General features: G+C 28.7%; 18 protein-coding genes. 17 read left to right on the top strand and 1 reads right to left on the bottom strand.

Annotation, left to right across the window (positions count from 1 at the left end; all coding sequences use genetic code 11):
• Positions 1-20: 20 nt before the first annotated feature.
• The 16 genes from HCG76_RS00905 (at position 21) to HCG76_RS00980 (ending at position 14,421) form a co-directional block, all read left to right on the top strand.
• Positions 21-2,216: a stage V sporulation protein D gene (locus tag HCG76_RS00905; RefSeq protein ID WP_221698467.1), complete on the top strand. Its 2,196-nt coding sequence runs from the start codon at positions 21-23 to the stop codon at positions 2,214-2,216.
• A 166-nt stretch (positions 2,217-2,382) separates the two neighbouring features.
• Entirely contained in the window at positions 2,383-3,741 is a 1,359-nt protein-coding gene (locus HCG76_RS00910; protein ID WP_221698540.1) for a UDP-N-acetylmuramoyl-tripeptide--D-alanyl-D-alanine ligase, read from the top strand.
• 40 nt (positions 3,742-3,781) lie between these two features.
• Complete coding sequence (mraY, locus tag HCG76_RS00915) at positions 3,782-4,768, top strand: phospho-N-acetylmuramoyl-pentapeptide-transferase (protein WP_221698468.1); 987 nt, start codon at positions 3,782-3,784, stop codon at positions 4,766-4,768.
• A gap of 22 nt (positions 4,769-4,790) precedes the next feature.
• Positions 4,791-5,915 carry a stage V sporulation protein E gene (gene spoVE, locus HCG76_RS00920; RefSeq protein ID WP_221698469.1) on the top strand — a complete coding sequence of 375 codons (1,125 nt, stop codon included), beginning with the start codon at positions 4,791-4,793 and terminating at the stop codon, positions 5,913-5,915.
• A 145-nt stretch (positions 5,916-6,060) separates the two neighbouring features.
• The gene (locus HCG76_RS00925; protein ID WP_221698470.1) at positions 6,061-6,909 is read left to right on the top strand and encodes a cell division protein FtsQ/DivIB; all 849 of its coding nucleotides are present in this window, start codon (positions 6,061-6,063) and stop codon (positions 6,907-6,909) included.
• A gap of 10 nt (positions 6,910-6,919) precedes the next feature.
• Entirely contained in the window at positions 6,920-7,639 is a 720-nt protein-coding gene (locus HCG76_RS00930) for a DUF881 domain-containing protein (protein ID WP_221698471.1), read from the top strand.
• Positions 7,640-7,652: 13 nt separating this feature from the next.
• Positions 7,653-8,003: a small basic family protein gene (locus tag HCG76_RS00935; RefSeq protein WP_195987731.1), complete on the top strand. Its 351-nt coding sequence runs from the start codon at positions 7,653-7,655 to the stop codon at positions 8,001-8,003.
• A gap of 1 nt (position 8,004) precedes the next feature.
• Positions 8,005-8,754, top strand: coding sequence for a DUF881 domain-containing protein (locus HCG76_RS19310; protein WP_221698472.1), 750 nt, complete (start codon positions 8,005-8,007; stop codon positions 8,752-8,754).
• A gap of 127 nt (positions 8,755-8,881) precedes the next feature.
• Positions 8,882-9,538: a YggS family pyridoxal phosphate-dependent enzyme gene (locus HCG76_RS00945; RefSeq protein ID WP_221698541.1), complete on the top strand. Its 657-nt coding sequence runs from the start codon at positions 8,882-8,884 to the stop codon at positions 9,536-9,538.
• A gap of 14 nt (positions 9,539-9,552) precedes the next feature.
• Positions 9,553-10,002 (top strand): cell division protein SepF, encoded by a 450-nt coding sequence (locus tag HCG76_RS00950; protein ID WP_221698473.1) that lies wholly within the window; start codon positions 9,553-9,555, stop codon positions 10,000-10,002.
• A gap of 3 nt (positions 10,003-10,005) precedes the next feature.
• The gene (locus tag HCG76_RS00955) at positions 10,006-10,266 is read left to right on the top strand and encodes a YggT family protein (protein WP_221698474.1); all 261 of its coding nucleotides are present in this window, start codon (positions 10,006-10,008) and stop codon (positions 10,264-10,266) included.
• A gap of 1 nt (position 10,267) precedes the next feature.
• The gene (locus HCG76_RS00960; RefSeq protein ID WP_221698475.1) at positions 10,268-11,035 is read left to right on the top strand and encodes a YlmH family RNA-binding protein; all 768 of its coding nucleotides are present in this window, start codon (positions 10,268-10,270) and stop codon (positions 11,033-11,035) included.
• Between the two features lie 14 nt (positions 11,036-11,049).
• Entirely contained in the window at positions 11,050-11,652 is a 603-nt protein-coding gene (locus tag HCG76_RS00965; protein WP_221698476.1) for a DivIVA domain-containing protein, read from the top strand.
• A 130-nt stretch (positions 11,653-11,782) separates the two neighbouring features.
• Complete coding sequence (locus HCG76_RS00970; protein ID WP_221698477.1) at positions 11,783-12,697, top strand: RluA family pseudouridine synthase; 915 nt, start codon at positions 11,783-11,785, stop codon at positions 12,695-12,697.
• A 13-nt stretch (positions 12,698-12,710) separates the two neighbouring features.
• Complete coding sequence (pyrR, locus tag HCG76_RS00975) at positions 12,711-13,247, top strand: bifunctional pyr operon transcriptional regulator/uracil phosphoribosyltransferase PyrR (protein WP_221698478.1); 537 nt, start codon at positions 12,711-12,713, stop codon at positions 13,245-13,247.
• Positions 13,248-13,263: 16 nt separating this feature from the next.
• A complete protein-coding gene (locus tag HCG76_RS00980) occupies positions 13,264-14,421 on the top strand; it encodes a THUMP domain-containing class I SAM-dependent RNA methyltransferase (RefSeq protein ID WP_221698479.1) in 1,158 nt (385 codons plus the stop codon).
• A gap of 90 nt (positions 14,422-14,511) precedes the next feature.
• Here the strand turns inward: HCG76_RS00980 and HCG76_RS00985 are convergent, their stop codons facing one another.
• Entirely contained in the window at positions 14,512-16,251 is a 1,740-nt protein-coding gene (locus HCG76_RS00985; RefSeq protein ID WP_221698480.1) for an Rqc2 family fibronectin-binding protein, read from the bottom strand.
• A 90-nt stretch (positions 16,252-16,341) separates the two neighbouring features.
• Here HCG76_RS00985 and dapF point away from each other — a divergent pair, with 90 nt between their 5' ends.
• Positions 16,342-17,163, top strand: coding sequence for a diaminopimelate epimerase (gene dapF / locus HCG76_RS00990; protein ID WP_221698481.1), 822 nt, complete (start codon positions 16,342-16,344; stop codon positions 17,161-17,163).
• The last annotated feature ends 6 nt before the right edge of the window (positions 17,164-17,169 follow it).

The raw sequence follows: 17,169 nt of genomic DNA on the forward strand, positions 1-17,169 counted from the left end.
GTTTCTTGGAGGAATTTAATATGAATAAGAAAGGGTTTAAAGATAGAGCAGTCATGCGTAAAAGAATGGTATTAGCTCTATGGTTTATTACTGCTGTGTTTGCCTTGTTAATTATTAGGTTATCCTATATTATGATTGTTAAAAGAGACGACTATTCTAGTAGAGCTGAAGATCAATGGACAAGTGAAGTTAGAATAGATGCAAGAAGAGGTAGAATTTTAGATAGAAATGGAAATGAGTTAGCTGTTTCAGCTAATGTTTACAGAATAGACTTTGATTTAAATTCTATTAGGCAATATTTGAAGAAAAATGAAAAAAGTACTGATGATATTGCACCATTAATTGCAGAAGCTGTAGATATGAATACAGCTACCGTTAAGGATAAGTTAGAAACTAAGCTTGCAAATGGTAATGATGCTGGTTCAGCGATTTTAGTAAGAAGAATCGAAAAGGACTTAGCAGATAAAGTTAAGGAATTAAATATTCAAGGTGTTATAGTATCACCGGATACTCAAAGATATTATACAGAAGGACAATTTTTATCTCATGTTCTTGGAAGTACTAATAGTGATGGACAAGGTTTAACAGGAGTAGAACTTCAATATAATGAATATCTTTCAGGAGTTCCAGGTTTAAGAATAACTGAATTAGATAGAAATAGCGAAGCGTTAGATTATACAATATCAAATTTTACTGCACCTATTGATGGAAAAGATGTAACATTAACTATAGATAAAAATTTACAAGCTATAGCTGAAAAGGTAGCAGAAAAAGGACTTGTTGATAATAAAGCAAAGAGAGTTTCTATACTTATAATGAATCCGCAAAATGGAGAAATATTAGCTATGGTTAATGAACCGGATTTTGATCCTAATAATCCTTTTGCAGGATATGAAGATTTTATAGGTGAAACAGATGCTGAAAAGCTTCAAAAAATGTGGAGAAATAGCTTAGTTAATGATACATTTGAGCCAGGATCAATATTTAAGGTAGTTACTATGTCAACAGCTATTGAAGAAGGTTTGGTTTCTGAATCTGATACTTTTAATTGTGGAGGTAGTCTACAAGTTGGACCACACACTATCCATTGTTGGAAAAGAGCAGGTCATGGAAGTCAAATATTACCTGAAATTCTTCAAAATTCATGTAACGTTGGTTTTATGAAATTAGGAGAAAAGATAGGTGCTGAAAAACTTGTTGAGTATATTAAGAAGTTTGGATTTGGGCAAGTTTCCGGAGTTGATTTGCCAGGAGAAGCAAGAGGAATAATAAAATCTGCTGAAAATATGAATGATGCAGACCTTGCAACAATATCTTTTGGTCAAACAAATACAGTTAATGCTGTTCAATATATGGCAGCATATAATGCTATAGTTAATGGTGGAACATTAATTCAACCTCATGTTATGAAATCTATTAGTCATGTAGATAGCAAAGGTAACATGATAGTTGATGAAGAATTTGAACCAAAAACTACAGAAAATATAATCTCAGAAGAAACAGCTGCTACTTTAAGAGATTATTTAGAAAGAACAGTAAATCAAGGTGGATCTAATAAAGTTTATTTAGAAGGATATCATATTGGAGCTAAAACAGGTACTGCACAAAAGGTAAACCCTTTAACTGGATCTTATGAATCAGGCAAGTATATATCATCTATGGCAGGGTTTGCAACTGTTGAAAATCCACAAATAACTGTTTTTCTAAGTATAGATGAACCAAGTAATGGTGCTTACTATGCAGGTGTAGTTACAGCTCCACTAGGAAAGGTATTATTAGAAGATATTTTTAACTATTTAGATAGTGAATTCTCACAAGATGATAATGTGATTTTGAAAGATATAGTTATTCCGGAGTTACGTGGATTATCAGTGTCAGATGCTAAAAAAGCTTTAAAGGAATATAATTTAGAGTGTACTGTAGAAGGTGATGGAGAAACAATAACCAATATGCAACCTTATCCAGGATACACTGTTAAGGAAGGATCTACAATAAATCTTTACACAGATCAAAATGCAACATATAATAAAGATGTTGTTATGCCTGATGTAAGAGCTTACTCAAAGGAATCAGCTATAGAACTATTAGATAGTTTAGGAATAAAATATACACTTCAAGGTGAAGGCGTAGTAATAAATCAAAATATTCCTAGCGGAGAACTAATTTCACAGGGTACTACTGTAAAGCTAACATTAAGTTCAGAGTATGGAGATTAAGAATTTTACTTTTTAGCATGTGGTAAATACACATGCTAAATTTATGTGTAAATAAAGTGTTAATCTTTTACTTTTAGAATATTGAGCTAGAAGTATGTCTATAATTAAAAGAAGTATACTTAGTAATGAGAAAATAATATTTAAAGATGAAGGTAGAGTGATTATTATGGAGATGACTTTTAAGGAAATGCTAAATGCAATAGACGGAGAAGTTATAGTACAAAAAGAAGAAGCTAATTTTAATAAGCTATGTATTGATACAAGAAAAGTAGAAAAAGATAATGTGTTTTTAGCAATCAAGGGAGCTAATTTTAATGGAAATGATTTTGCAATAAAAGCTTTAGAAAGTGGAGCATCTGTTGCTATAATAGATGAAGTTAAGTTTGATGAGCAAGATGCACAAGGTAAGGGAACTATAATTAAGGTAAAAAATACAAGAGAAGCACTATTAAACTTAGCTAAATTCTATAGAGAAAAATTAGGTCTTAAAGTTGTTGGAGTTACTGGTTCAACAGGTAAAACGTCAACTAAAGACTTAATAGCAGCTCTTTTAAGTGATAAATATAAAGTTTTTAAAACTAAAGGAAACTTTAATAATGATATAGGCTTACCACTTATGATATTAGAATTAACATCAGATTATGATGTAGCTGTATTAGAAATGGGAATGAGTTCTTTAGGAGAAATAGAATTACTTGCAAGTGTTGCAAGACCAGACATTGGGGTTATAACTAATATTGGATTATCTCATATAGAAAACTTAAAAACACAAGAAAATATTTTAAAAGCTAAAATGGAAATTTCTACTTTCTTTAATAAAGAAAATGTATTAATTGTTAATGGTGAAGATAAGTTATTACAAAATATTTCATCAAATGTATTTAAAGTTAAAAAAATTGGTTATAATCATGAATATGATGTTTACGCATCTAATATTATATTAAGAGAAGAAGAAACAGAGTTTTTAGCTCATGCTTTTGGTGAAGAAGCTGTATTTAATCTACCAATGGCAGGTAAGCATAATGTATTAAATACAATGCTTGCAATTGAAGTTTCAGAATGTTTAGGTGTTTCTTTTAAACAAATGGTTAAAGGACTTGAAAATTTAGAAGCTACTTCAATGAGATTACAAGTTGTGAAAAAACAAGGACTTACTATAATAAATGATTGTTACAATGCAAGTCCAGATTCAATGAAATCATCTTTAGATGTACTTTCTGCTTATAAGAATGGAAGAAGAGTTGCTATTCTAGGAGATATGTACGAGTTAGGTGATGAATCTGAAAAGGCTCATTATGAAGTAGGAAAATATGCGAAGGATAAAGTTGATACTTTAATAGTTATAGGTGGATACATAAAAAACTTCAAAGATGGATTCGATAGTGATAATATAATCATGTATAATACTAAAGAAGAATGCATAAAAGAATTAGAAAATATTGTTAAGCTAGATGACGTAGTATTAATTAAGGCATCTAGAGGTGTTAAACTAGAAGATGTTGTTAAAAAATTAGAAGAGATGTAATTCAACGAAGGAGGTGAACTGCTAATTATAGCAGTAAAATATGGGGGATAGTACTATGAACATATTACCAGGAGAGATAACAAAAATATTAATATTAACTTTTGTAATAGGGCTTATTATAGCTTTAATACTTGGCCCGATTACAATACCACTTTTAAGAAGATTAAAGTTTGGTCAAAACATTAGAGAAGAAGGACCTAAGAGTCACTTAAAGAAAGCAGGAACGCCTACAATGGGTGGAATAATGTTTATTCTTTCAACTGCAATAGTTATGCTTATCATGAGTGATAGCTTTAGCGAAAAAGGAATGGTAGCATTATATTCACTTATTGCATTTGGATTTATTGGATTCCTAGATGATATCTTAAAGATATTAAAAAAGCAAAGTGAAGGATTAAAGGCATGGCAAAAGATGCTTCTTTTACTAATAGTATCTGGAGCATTTGGTTACTATAGCTATGTTAATTTACCACATGATATTGTGATACCATTTACTAGCTTTAAGCTTCCTTTAGGTGTGTTATATGTTCCATTTGTTATATTTGTTTACGCAGCTATGACAAATGCTGTTAATTTAACAGATGGATTAGATGGATTAGCATCTACAGTATCAGTTTTAGTTTTAACATTTTTCGGAGTTTTAACATTTATACTTAAAGATTATTCACTAACTGTATTTTCAGTAGCATTAATAGCAGGTTTAATTGGATTCTTAAAATTTAATGCATATCCTGCAAAAGTATTTATGGGAGATACAGGCTCTTTAGCTATTGGTGGAGCTATTACTACTATAGCTATAATAAGTGGTAATCCATTAATAATAGTAATAGTTGGAGGAATTTACGTTGTAGAAGCTTTATCAGTAATAATACAAGTTACTTCCTTCAAGTTAACAGGAAAAAGAGTATTTAAAATGGCTCCAATTCATCATCATTTTGAACAATGTGGATGGAATGAAGTAAAAATAGTTACAGTATTTTCAATAATAACAGTTATTTTATGTATAATAGGGTTTTTTGCAATTTAGTAATTAAATTGGAGGAATGTCTATGAGTTTTTATAAGCCCAAAGTGAAAAAAGAAATGGGGCAAATTGATTATGGTATGTTTTATACCTTGTGTATACTACTATCAATAGGTGTTGTTATGGTATACTCAACAAGTTCTTTTTATGCTATGTTTCATAATAACGATAGTATGTATTTCTTTAAAAGACAATTGATTTGGGCAATAATAGGTGTAATATCAATGACTGTAATGATGTCTATAGATTATCATAAATTAAAAAAGATAACACCTAAATTACTTTTATTAACAATACCATTATTAATTGCTGTATTTTTCTTTCCAGCAATTAATGGTGCAAAAAGATGGATTTCATTAGGTCCATTATCTTTTCAACCATCAGAGTTAACAAAATATGCAGTTGTTATGTTTTTAGCACTTAGTATAGATATTAAAGGGGATAAAGTTAAGGATTTTTGGCACGGATTAGTACCCTATTTATGTGTATCAGGTTTCTTTGCTGCTCTTATTTTAGCTGAGCATAATATGAGTATTGCTTCTATTATAATGATAGTTACTTTTTTAATGCTCTTTGTAGCAGGTGGTAAGATTAAGCATTTGTTTGGAATTATTATGCCAGCGATGTTAACATTAGCAATATTCTTTATTTTTAGTTCAGACTATAGAAGAGAAAGAATGTTAAACTTTATTGATCCATGGAAGGATGCAGCTGATGCTGGATATCAATTAATTCAATCTTTCTTAGCATTAGGTTCAGGTGGGCTTACGGGTCTTGGTCTTGGTCAGTCAAGACAAAAGACTTTATATATGCCAGAACCACATAATGACTTTATCTTTTCTATAATAGGAGAAGAAGTTGGATTAATTGGTTGCTTGGTTATTATAACTTTATTTTTAATATTTATATGGAGAGGGGTTAGAGTTGCTATGAATGCAAAGGATACTTATGGTAAGCTTTTAGCAATGGGTATTACTTCAATTATAGCAGTTCAAGCTATTATAAATATTGCTGTTGTTACTGGATCTATGCCGGTTACTGGAGTACCTATGCCGTTTATTAGCTATGGTGGAACGTCCCTAGTAATAAACTTGACGGCAATGGGAATATTGTTAAATATATCAAGGCAAGTTGAAAAGAAAATAGATTAATAATAGTTTTAAGAGCTTCTTGTTAAAGGGGCTCTTAATTTTGTGTACAATATAAAAAGAATAATGTAAAATAATTATAAAAAATTACAAGTTTTATGATAAAATTATAGTAAAAGATAGAAATTAAAAAGGAATAAGGTAACTAATGAGAGATGTAAAAAAGTTTATAAAAGCTAAAAAGAGAAAAAAATTAATAAAAAAGATATCATTAATGACAATTGTTGTCGTTGTAGGTGTATTTATATTTCTTACTAAAGCTCCTATATTTAATATTAAATCTATTGTTTTTAAAGGAAATGTCACAATTTCAAATGATGTTCTCTTAAGTGGAGTTAGTGATAGAGTTGGACTAAATATATTTACAGTAAATCAAAAAGACATAAAGAAGGAGGTTTTAAGTAATAGATATGTAAGTACTGTGGAAGTTAAAAGAAAAGGCATTAATACATTAGAAATTACTATTACAGAGGAAGCACCTGTATATTACATTAATAATGGAATAGAATTATTAATTATTAATAATGATTTAGAAGTTTTAGAGGAAACAGATAATATTGATGGTAGAAATTTAGTGGAGATTAAAGGTATTGATCTTTCAGCTAAGGATGATGAAAGTAGAGTTGATGAATTTAATTCATATAAGCATATTTTAAAGGCTTTCTATCCATATATTTCTAAAAATAGAGAAGCGATATATCTTTCAAGTTTAGATATAAGTAATATTGTTAATATTATAGGATATATAGGAGATGTAGAAATATTATTTGGTGATGATAGTGATATACACAATAAGATGGAAAATGTGTATAGAATTATGTTAGATAAGGATATAAACATTGCTAAAGGGTATATAAATGTTAGTTTTAATGGAGCTCCAGTAATAAAGGTTGATGAAGTTAAAGAAGAACCTACTATAGAAGAAGGTATATCTGAAGAAAATGGAATAATAGAAGATGCTTCAGAACAAGGAGAAGATGTAGAACCAGTAGAATAGGAGGGCAAATATGAAGAAGGTATTATCTCAAGTAGTTGTTGCAGTTGTCTGTGCATTTTTAGGGTTTTTATTGACATATCAATTTAAACAGTTAAGCATAGCAAATAGTGGGAATATAGATTACGATAGTGCTGATATATTGTCAGAAATAGAAACGTTAAAAAAAGAAAAAGAGGACTTGCAAAAGAATAATGAAATTCTATCAGAAGAGTTGAAGAAACTTGAAGATGCAGCTGCAAAAGAAGGGGAAATTGAAGGAGAGATAAAAAAGCAACTTGATAATGCGAGAATGCAAATAGGGCTTTTAGATGTTAAAGGACCAGGAATTGTTATAACATTGACTCTTAAAAACTCAGTATTTGGTGCAAATGGAACTCAAACAGTAAATACAGTAAGTGAGGAAGAAATTATAAACATAATTAATTCTTTATGGTATGCAGGTGCTGAGGCTATTTCAATAAACGAAATGCGAATTACACCACAAACAGGAATAAAAATGGCCGGAAGCTCAATTTCCATTGGATCGGCAGGTAGAGTAGATCCTAATAGTGAAATTGTTATAAAAGCAATAGGAGATAAAAGTAAATTGAATCTTGCAGTAAACTTTCCAGGAGTTTTAGATTATGGGGCTTTAAAAAGCTATAATAACGATATTAAGCAAATGGATGATATAACAATAGTTAAAACAACACAGTCTCTAAGATATGAATATATAAAGCCAGTTCAATAAGGGAGGAATATTTATGATAGCATTTATTGGTTTATTATTAGGGGTACTTTTAGGATTAATATTTGATGTAAATATACCAGAAAAATTTTCTCCTTATATGTCTGTTGCTATACTGGCATGTTTGGATTCAGTATTTGGTGCATTTAGAGCAACACTCAATAAAAATTTTAAGCCAGATATATTTATATCAGGTTTCTTTGGGAATGCCTTACTTGCAGCTGCTCTTGCTTATTTAGGTGATAAATTAGGAATTCCTATATATATTGCAGCTGTAATTGTGTTTGGTGGAAGAATATTTGATAACTTTGGAACTATTAGAAGAATTTTATTAGAAAAATATAAAAATAAACAAAGGGGTGATTAAGGTGAAAAATCATAGAAATATGTTTTTTATTTTAATTGCTTCCATAACACTTGGATTTTTAATTGTAACTAACATTGGAATAAATGAAACAACTGGTTTCCTTAATATGAATGCTAATGAGTATAAAGATGCCATAGAGGAACGTAATAAATTATATGATGATATAACAGCATTAAGTGATGATAATTATGAATTGGCTAAAAAAATTTCTAGTCTTGATATTAGTGATTATGATGATGATAATGAAAATAATGAAAAGGTAATTGAACATATGAAAGAACAATTATCTTCCTACTCTGACCTTGCAGGTACAGTTGAAACAAAGGGACCAGGAATAATTTTAACTATTTATGATGGAGAATATGATATAAATAAAGATGATCAACTAGAAGTGGATAGAAGAACTTTACACTCAGCAGATGCTGCAATGGTTCTAAATGATTTAAGAACTGCAGGTGCAGAAGGAATAGCTATAAATAATTATAGAATTTTAAACACTACAGGACTTGTTTGTGCATGGGCATTTATAAGATTTGAGGAAAATGGTAATGAAATGGAAGGAAGTCCTTTTAAATTTTATGCCATAGGAGATCCAGATCAGTTAGAAGCGTCTTTACTTGCAGAAGGAAGTCATATAAATCAATTATTAATTAGAAAGTTAAATATAACTATAGAAAAATTTAATGAAATTACTATTCCAGAAGCTAAAAAATCTATAGAACCCAAATTTATGGAGAGAGCAGATAATTAAATTAAAAAAAGTATTAAAAAATTTCTAGAAAAATGTTATAATTAAATGGAAATTAAGAAGGGAATTTTATACTTTTGAAGAATAATAATCTATGTAGAGAATTAACTCTTTCAAAGGAGGGATCAATATTAGTATTGCAGAAAAAACAGTAAAAATTTTAAAAGAGATACCTAATGATGTTACTTTAGTAGCAGTATCTAAGACTAAGCCAGTAGAAATGATAATTGAGTCATACAATATTGGACAAAGAGACTTTGGAGAGAATAAGGTTCAGGAGCTAATCTCTAAAAAGGAAGTATTACCAAAAGATATAAGGTGGCATTTTATAGGTAAGCTTCAAACTAATAAAGTAAAATATTTAGTTAATAATGTTTACTTAATACATTCTTTATCAAGCATGAAACTATTAGAGAAAATAGAAAGTGAGTTTGGAAAGAATGATTTATCTGCTAATGTACTTATTCAAATAAATATAGGTAAAGAAGAAAGTAAAAGTGGAATATATGAAGAAGAATTAGAAAATATGCTTTCTGCCATTGAAGAGTGTAAATATGTAAAAGTTAAAGGAATTATGGTAATCATACCTAAGGGAAATGAGAAAGAAAATAGATATTATTTTAGTAGAACAAAAACAATCTTTGATGAATTGAAGCAAAGAAAATTTAAAAATATATCTATGGAAATTTTGTCTATGGGAATGACCAATGATTATAAAGTTGCAATTCAAGAAGGCGCTAATTTAGTTAGAATTGGTTCCGGAATATTTGGATTAAGGGAAAAATAGGAGGATGGAATAAAATGAGTAATATGTTTGGAAAATTTAAGGAAATAATAGGCTTAGGAGAATACGATGACGAAGACTTTGAAGATTTAGAAGAAGTTGAAGAGGAAGAAGAGGTTGAAGAAGTAGAACCTATAATTTCAAAACAAAGAGGGAATAAGGTAGTTAATATTCATAACTCAGCAACAGCGAAGGTTATGGTTGTTAAACCAGGTTCATACGACGAAGCAAGAGAAATAGCTGATGCTATAAAAAATAGAAAAATAGTTGTAGTAAATACTACTGCAATGGAAACAAAAATAGCTCAAAGACTAGTGGATTTTATTAGTGGAGCATGCTGTGTATTAGGAGCTCAACTTCAAGAAGTTGAACAAAGAGTATATTTATTATCACCATCTAACGTAGAAGTTAGCAATGAATTAAGAAGTGAAATAAGCTCAAAAGCACTATTTAATTGGAATAAATAGGAGGTGATTCCAATAGGAATCATAAGTAGTTTTTTATATTTATTATTTAGTTTATTAGACATAAGTATTTTAGCAGAAGTAATACTTTCTTATATACCTAGTATTAAAGAAAGTAGTTTTTATAGGGTTTTAGTATCTTTTAATTATCCAATTTTGGAGCCTTTTAGAAGGCTCCAAGAAAGATTTTTTGGAAATATGATGATAGATTTTGCACCACTATTAGCTATAATAGTAATAAATTTTATTAGTGGTATGTTATTATAAAATGTTATCAAAAGAAGATGTTTTAAAAAATTTTTCAAAAGAAGATACTGAAGAGGTCATAAAAGTTTATCAATGTATGAACCTAGCTTATAATAAGGGCATACCAACCTTCACGAAGTTTTTTTGCAAGCCAAATATTTGGATGTATTTTACTAAAAATTTTAATAGTAATGACTTTTTAGTAGAGGCAAAAGGTGCTTTTGAAGAGTGTGATAGAAGGATACTAGCGTTTAATAATATTTATTCTACTCCTTTTCCATATAGAATTATTAAGATTAATAATAAGTCTAAGTTTAGTAATCTTTCACACAAGGATTATTTAGGTTCTATTATGGCATTAGGAATAGAAAGAGAAAAGCTTGGAGATTTACGGGTAATTGATGATTTTGCAATAGTTCCCATATATGAAGAGGTAGCAGATTATATTTTATACGAATTAAGAAGTGTAGGAAGAGCACCAGTATCAACAGAAGAGGTTGATGAAGATAATTTACCTAAAAGTAATTTCTTAGAGGGTGTAATAATAGTTCCTTCATTACGATTAGATAATGTAGTTGCTAAATTGGCTAATATATCTAGGGGGAAAGCTGTTGATATTATTGATAGTGGTAAAGTACTAATAGATTATTCTAAGTCTATAGATAAGAGTAAAGAAATAAAAGATGGCCAAAGAATAACGATTTCTGGGGTAGGAAAATTTATAATAGGGGAAATTGTTGGGAATACAAAAAGTGGAAGATATAAAGTTAAAATGAACAAATTCATATAGAAGAGGTGGATGGAATGAAATTAACTCCTATAGATATAAACAATAAGGAATTTAAAAAGGGAATAAGAGGATATTCAGTTGAGGAAGTAGATGAATTCTTAGATGAAGTTGTTGAAAACTATGAAGAGGTTTATAAAGAAAATGCTAGATTAAAGGAAAGTTTAAGTAGGATAAATGAAAAACTTGAACATTATGAAAAATTAGAAGCAACAATACAAAATACTTTATTATTAGCCCAAAATGCTGCAGATCAAGCTAAGGAAAGCTCAGAAAAGCAAGCAGAATTAATTATTGGAAATGCTAACGAAACAGCTCAAAGAATATTAGATAAGGCGCATGGTGATGTTGTAGCTATAAATGATGAGTATGAGAGAGTAAAAGAAGAATTTATAAAATTTAGAGCTAAGTTTAGAGGCTTTATGAATACTCAACTTCAAACCTTCGATGAATTAGAAAAGGATTTAACAAAAAATTATAATGTAGCTCAACCAGTTGAACAGTATGAATTACATGAAAAAGAGGTTGAAATTTATAATTCAGATGAAAAAGAAGAGTTCAAAGTTGAAGATCTTAATGATGATATAAATGCTGTAAAAAAATTCTATTCAAATAACTAATACATATAGGAGGCCGAAATTTTGGTCTCCTTTAGTTAATTTATTTGACTTTATAATTACTACTACTATTGAGAATGCTCTATTTATATATTATAATGTCTACAGAATATAAATAGACGGAGTAAAAAATATGGAAAATTTAAATTTTAATATTAATATTGAAGAAGAAGGTCAAAGAATAGATAAATATTTATCAGTAATGATAGAAGGAAAATCAAGATCTTTTGTTCAAGGTTTAATAGATGAGGAAAAAGTTAAAGCTAATGGTAAGGTAATTAAGAGTAATTATAAGCTTAAGAAAAATGATTTTATTGAAGTAGAAGTACCAGAGCCTGTTGAATTAAATGTTTCAGCAGAAGAAATGAATTTAGACATTATTTATGAAGATGAAGATGTGTTAGTTGTTAATAAAGAAAAGGGTGTAGTAGTTCATCCTGCACCTGGTAACTATACTGGAACTTTAGTAAATGGTATATTATATCATTGTAGTGATTTATCAGGTATTAATGGGGTTATAAGACCAGGAATTGTACATAGAATAGACAAAGATACTTCAGGAATACTTGTAATTGCTAAAAATGATGAAGCTCATAATGATTTAGCAGCTCAATTTAAAGAGCATTCAATAAAGAGAGAATATTATGCTTTAGTAGAAGGTAAGTTTAGTACAATAAGTGGAACTGTTGATAAACCTATTAGTAGAGATAAAAAAGAAAGAATAAAAATGGCAATTAATTCAGATGGTAAAAGAGCAGTAACACATTATGAAGTGTTAGAGCAATATAATAAGGGTGTATCACTTGTTAAATGCACTTTGGAAACAGGTAGAACACATCAAATTAGGGTACATATGGCTTCTATAGGACATCCTTTAGTTGGAGACTTAGTTTATGGCTATAAGAGACAAAAATTTAATATAGAAGGTCAAGCGCTTCATGCTAAAACATTAGGATTTATACATCCTAGAACTAAAGAATATATGGAGTTTACATCAGAATTACCTAACTATTTTAAAGAGTTACTAGAAAAATTGAGAAAAATATAAGGAGTTTATTTTTATGAAGTTAAAAGCTAACTTATTAGATGATAATGCTATTAGAAGAAGTTTAATTAGAATTTCACATGAAATTATTGAAAAAAATAAAGGTGTTGAAGATATAGTATTAATTGGAATAAAAAGAAGAGGATATCCATTAGCAAAAAGAATTGCAGAGAATATTGAAAAGATAGAAGGAGTTTCTGTAGAAGTAGGATATGTTGATATAAGCCTTTATAGAGATGACATAACAGAAATTAAAGGAAGTCCTGAATTAAATTGTGTTGATTTAGGAGTTGAAGTAAAAGGTAAAAAGGTTATATTAGTAGATGATGTATTATTTACTTGTAGAACAGTTAGGGCAGCTATTGAAGCTATTATAGATGGAGGAAGACCATTATCTATTCAACTTGCAGTACTTATAGATAGAGGACATAAAGAACTTCCAATTAGAGCTGATTATGTTGGTAAAAATATACCAACATCAAAGACTGAAATAGTTGCAGTAGAAATAAATGAAATAGACGGAAATGATTCGGTTAAAATATACGAATCATAAAAGGAGACAGTAAACAATGGAATATAATTTAGTAGCAACAACTACTTTTGGATTAGAAGGAATTACAGCAAAAGAGCTTAAGGCTTTAGGTTATGAAGATTTAAAAGTAGAAAATGGTAAAGTGCATTTTGCAGGTGATGAAATGGATATTGCAATTGCCAATGTACATTTAAGAACAGCAGATAGAGTATTTATAAAAATGGCAGAATTCGAAGCAAGAAGCTTTGAAGAGCTTTTCCAAGGAACTAAAAAGGTAAAATGGAGTGAAATTATTCCTCAAGATGGAGTAATGCATGTAGTAGGTAAATCTGTTAAGTCAACTCTTTTTAGTGTTCCAGATTGTCAATCAATTGTTAAAAAAGCAATAGTAACAAGTATGAGCGAAGATTATGGAATAAGCCATTTTAGTGAAGATGGTCCAGTTTACAAAATAGAAGTATCAATTTTAAAAGACGTAGTAACTTTATCTATTGATACAAGTGGTGTAGGACTTCATAAAAGAGGTTATAGAGAAGAAGCTGGTATAGCTCCATTAAAAGAAACTTTAGCTGCAGCTTTAGTTTTAATTTCTAGATGGAAAGAAGATTATACTTTAGTTGATCCTTTCTGTGGTTCAGGAACTATATTAATAGAAGCAGCAATGATAATGCAAAATATAGCTCCAGGACTTTTCAGAAACTTTGTATCAGAAACATGGCCAACAATAGGTTCTGATATTTATGAGCAAGTTAAAGAAGGTGCAGAAAGATCTATAAAGAATAAAGATATAAAGCTTATAGGTTATGATATAGATGGAAGAATGCTTAAAATAGCAAGAAGTAACTCTCAAAAAGCAGGAGTTGCTAAATATATTGAATTCCAAAAGAGAGACTTTAAGGAATTCTCAAGCAGTGAAAAGAATGCATTTATCATAACTAATCCTCCATATGGTGAAAGACTAGGAGAAAAGAAGGAAGTTGAAGAACTTTATAAGTACTTAGGAATGAATAAAAGAAAATTAGATACTTGGGATTTTAATATTCTAACTTCATATGAAGGATTTGAAACACCATTTGGAAGAAAAGCTACTAAGAACAGAAAGCTTTACAATGGTAAATTAAAATGTTATTACTATCAATATTTTGATAACGAAAAAATAAAAAATCATGGAGATATGGTTGTAAATCACATTTAAATATAATTAAAAAGTTAAGAAAATAAAAAGGTGAACTTGCAAAGCAATTTCACCTTTTATTTATTGCTAGTAACAATTTTTCAATATTAATTATTTCTTTTCTATATTTAAATTATTAACATCAGAAGGTTCTACATACATTGTATAATTAGTATGATATATAACCATTCCTGGGTTTGCACCATTTGGCTTTTTAAGGTTTTTAACTAAAGTATAATCAACTGGAACCTTTGAAGAATCTTTAGCTTTACTATAATAAGCTGCTAAGGTAGCTCCTTCCACAAGAGTTTTGTCTGGAACATCATTTGAACATATAATAACATGAGATCCAGGGATATTTTTTGTATGAAGCCACATAAAGTTTTTGTTGGCAAATTTTAAAGAGAGATAATCATTTTGAATATTATTTTTACCTACAAAAATATCTATTCCATCTGATGACACAAAATGTAGTGGTTTAGATGATTTAGATTTTTTTGAATTCTTGCCATTAGATTTTCTTTTTCTTACGTATCCAGTAGAAATTAATTCTTCTTTTATATCATCAATTTCTGTATAGCTTTCACAATTTTCAATATTAGTTAATACAGAATATAGATATTGTAACTCTTCATCATTTTTCTCAAGTTGTTCTAGAGCAGATTCTTCAGATTTTTTTAATTTATTATATTTTTTATAGTAACTTTGTACATTTTCAGAAGGGCTTTTATTTTCATCTAAAGGAATTGTAATTTCTTCACCATCTTCACTAAAGAAATTAACAGTAGTAAAGTCCTTATCACCTTTTTTTATACTATATATATATGATGTTAATAAATCACCTTTAATTTTAAAATCATCTTTATCTTCACATTTCTTTAAAAGATCATTTAATTTAGTTTCTTTTTTTATACATCTTTCAATATTTGTAGTAACAAGCTTTTGAAGATTTACAGAACGGCCTTTAATACGTTCTTGTTTATCCTTTTCTAAAAAATACTTATCCATTAATTCATGAATATCTTCTAAAACTTCAGCAGAATACTCTTCTTCCAATTGAATAAGGGAAGTAACGTAAAAGTCAATATAATTTCCATTATTATCTTTATATATTTTAAAGCACTCATTATCTAAAAGTGTATTTATAAAATTATTAACAAAGATAGAAATGTTGTTTATAGAGAAATCTGCATATTTTTTGTTATATTCAATAAATAAATGCTCCGATAATGGTTTACTTATGCCGGTAAAGCAAGAAACAAAGAAATTTTTGTTAAAAATTATTGAATTATTCTCCACAAACTCTTGTAAAGTGGTATCATTAAAAGAGAACGGATTAATCTTTGGTGATTCTGGGGGATATTTATAAGTTATTCCAGGATATAAAACTCTATAACTATTCATAGAAGGTGCTATATGTTTTATACACTCCATTATTTTATTATCTCTTTCTCTAACAAGAGTGATATTACTATGTCTCCCCATTATTTCAACGATTAATGTATAAACACTATTAAAACCAAGTTCATCAGAAGCTTCTATTAGAAATTTAATTATTCTATCACCTTCTTGCTGAACAATATCTATAATTTTACCGCCTATTAAATATTTTCTAAGAACCATTGTAAACATAGGTGCTTGAAGAGGGTTAGCTTTAACAACTGTAGTTAAGTTAAACCTTGGATATTTAGGAGATGCAGATATTAAAAGTTTTAAATTTTTTCGTTCTTTTCTTAAGGTTATTATTATTTCATCCTTTTCAGGTTGATTTATTTTATCAATTTTAGAATTTATTATTGATTTTTTTAAATCTTGGACTAAACTATATAAGTAGATACCGTCTATTGCCATAAATGTCATCCTTTCTTTAGTGTTAATTAAAGTAAGTATATCATTAATTTATGTATTAGTAAAACGGTTGTAATTATGGAGGAGAAAATTATGGAATTTATAAAAATGCATGGTACAGGAAATGATTTTATTTTTTTATTAGATTTAGATAATAAATATATTGGACAAGAAAGTAATTTAGCTAAAAAGCTTTGTCATAGAAGATTTGGTATTGGAGCAGATGGAATAGTATTAGTTAGAAAATCAGATATAGCTGATGTAAAAATGGTTATAGTAAATAGCGATGGATCTGGAGCTAATATGTGTGGAAATGCTATTAGATGTTTTGGAAAATATGTTTTTGAAAATAATATTATAAATAAAGAAATAATTACTGTAGAAACTGGAGATGGAGTTAAAAAATTAGAGCTTAAAGTAAGTAATAATAAAAAAGTAGAAACAGTAAAAGTCTATATGGGGGAAATATCTTTTGATGGATCATTGATACCTTTAAAAAATAAAGATAAACTAATAGATGAAGAAATTATTGTTAACGGAAAAAATTATAGAGCTTCGTCTATATTAGTAGGTGTTCCTCATACTATTATTTTTGTGGAAGATGAGAATTATGATGTTACTGAAGGTAAATATATAGAGACGTATGAACTTTTTGAAGAAGGTACTAATGTTAATTTTGTTAAAGTAATTGATGATGAAAATATTTTAGTTAGAACATGGGAAAGGGGAGCAGGAGCAACTTATTCATGTGGAACAGGGTGTTCAGCATCAGTTGTAATATGCAATAAACTAAAGTTAACAAAAGATAAAGTTAATGTTACAGTTCCAGGAGGAAAATTAAGAATAGAGATAGAGGGGACTTCAATTTATATGATTGGAGATGCAGAGTTTATTTGTAGTGGTGAAGCGTACTAAAAAAGA

Source organism: Clostridium sp. K13, from assembly GCF_019734195.1.
Lineage (GTDB): Bacteria > Bacillota > Clostridia > Clostridiales > Clostridiaceae > Clostridium.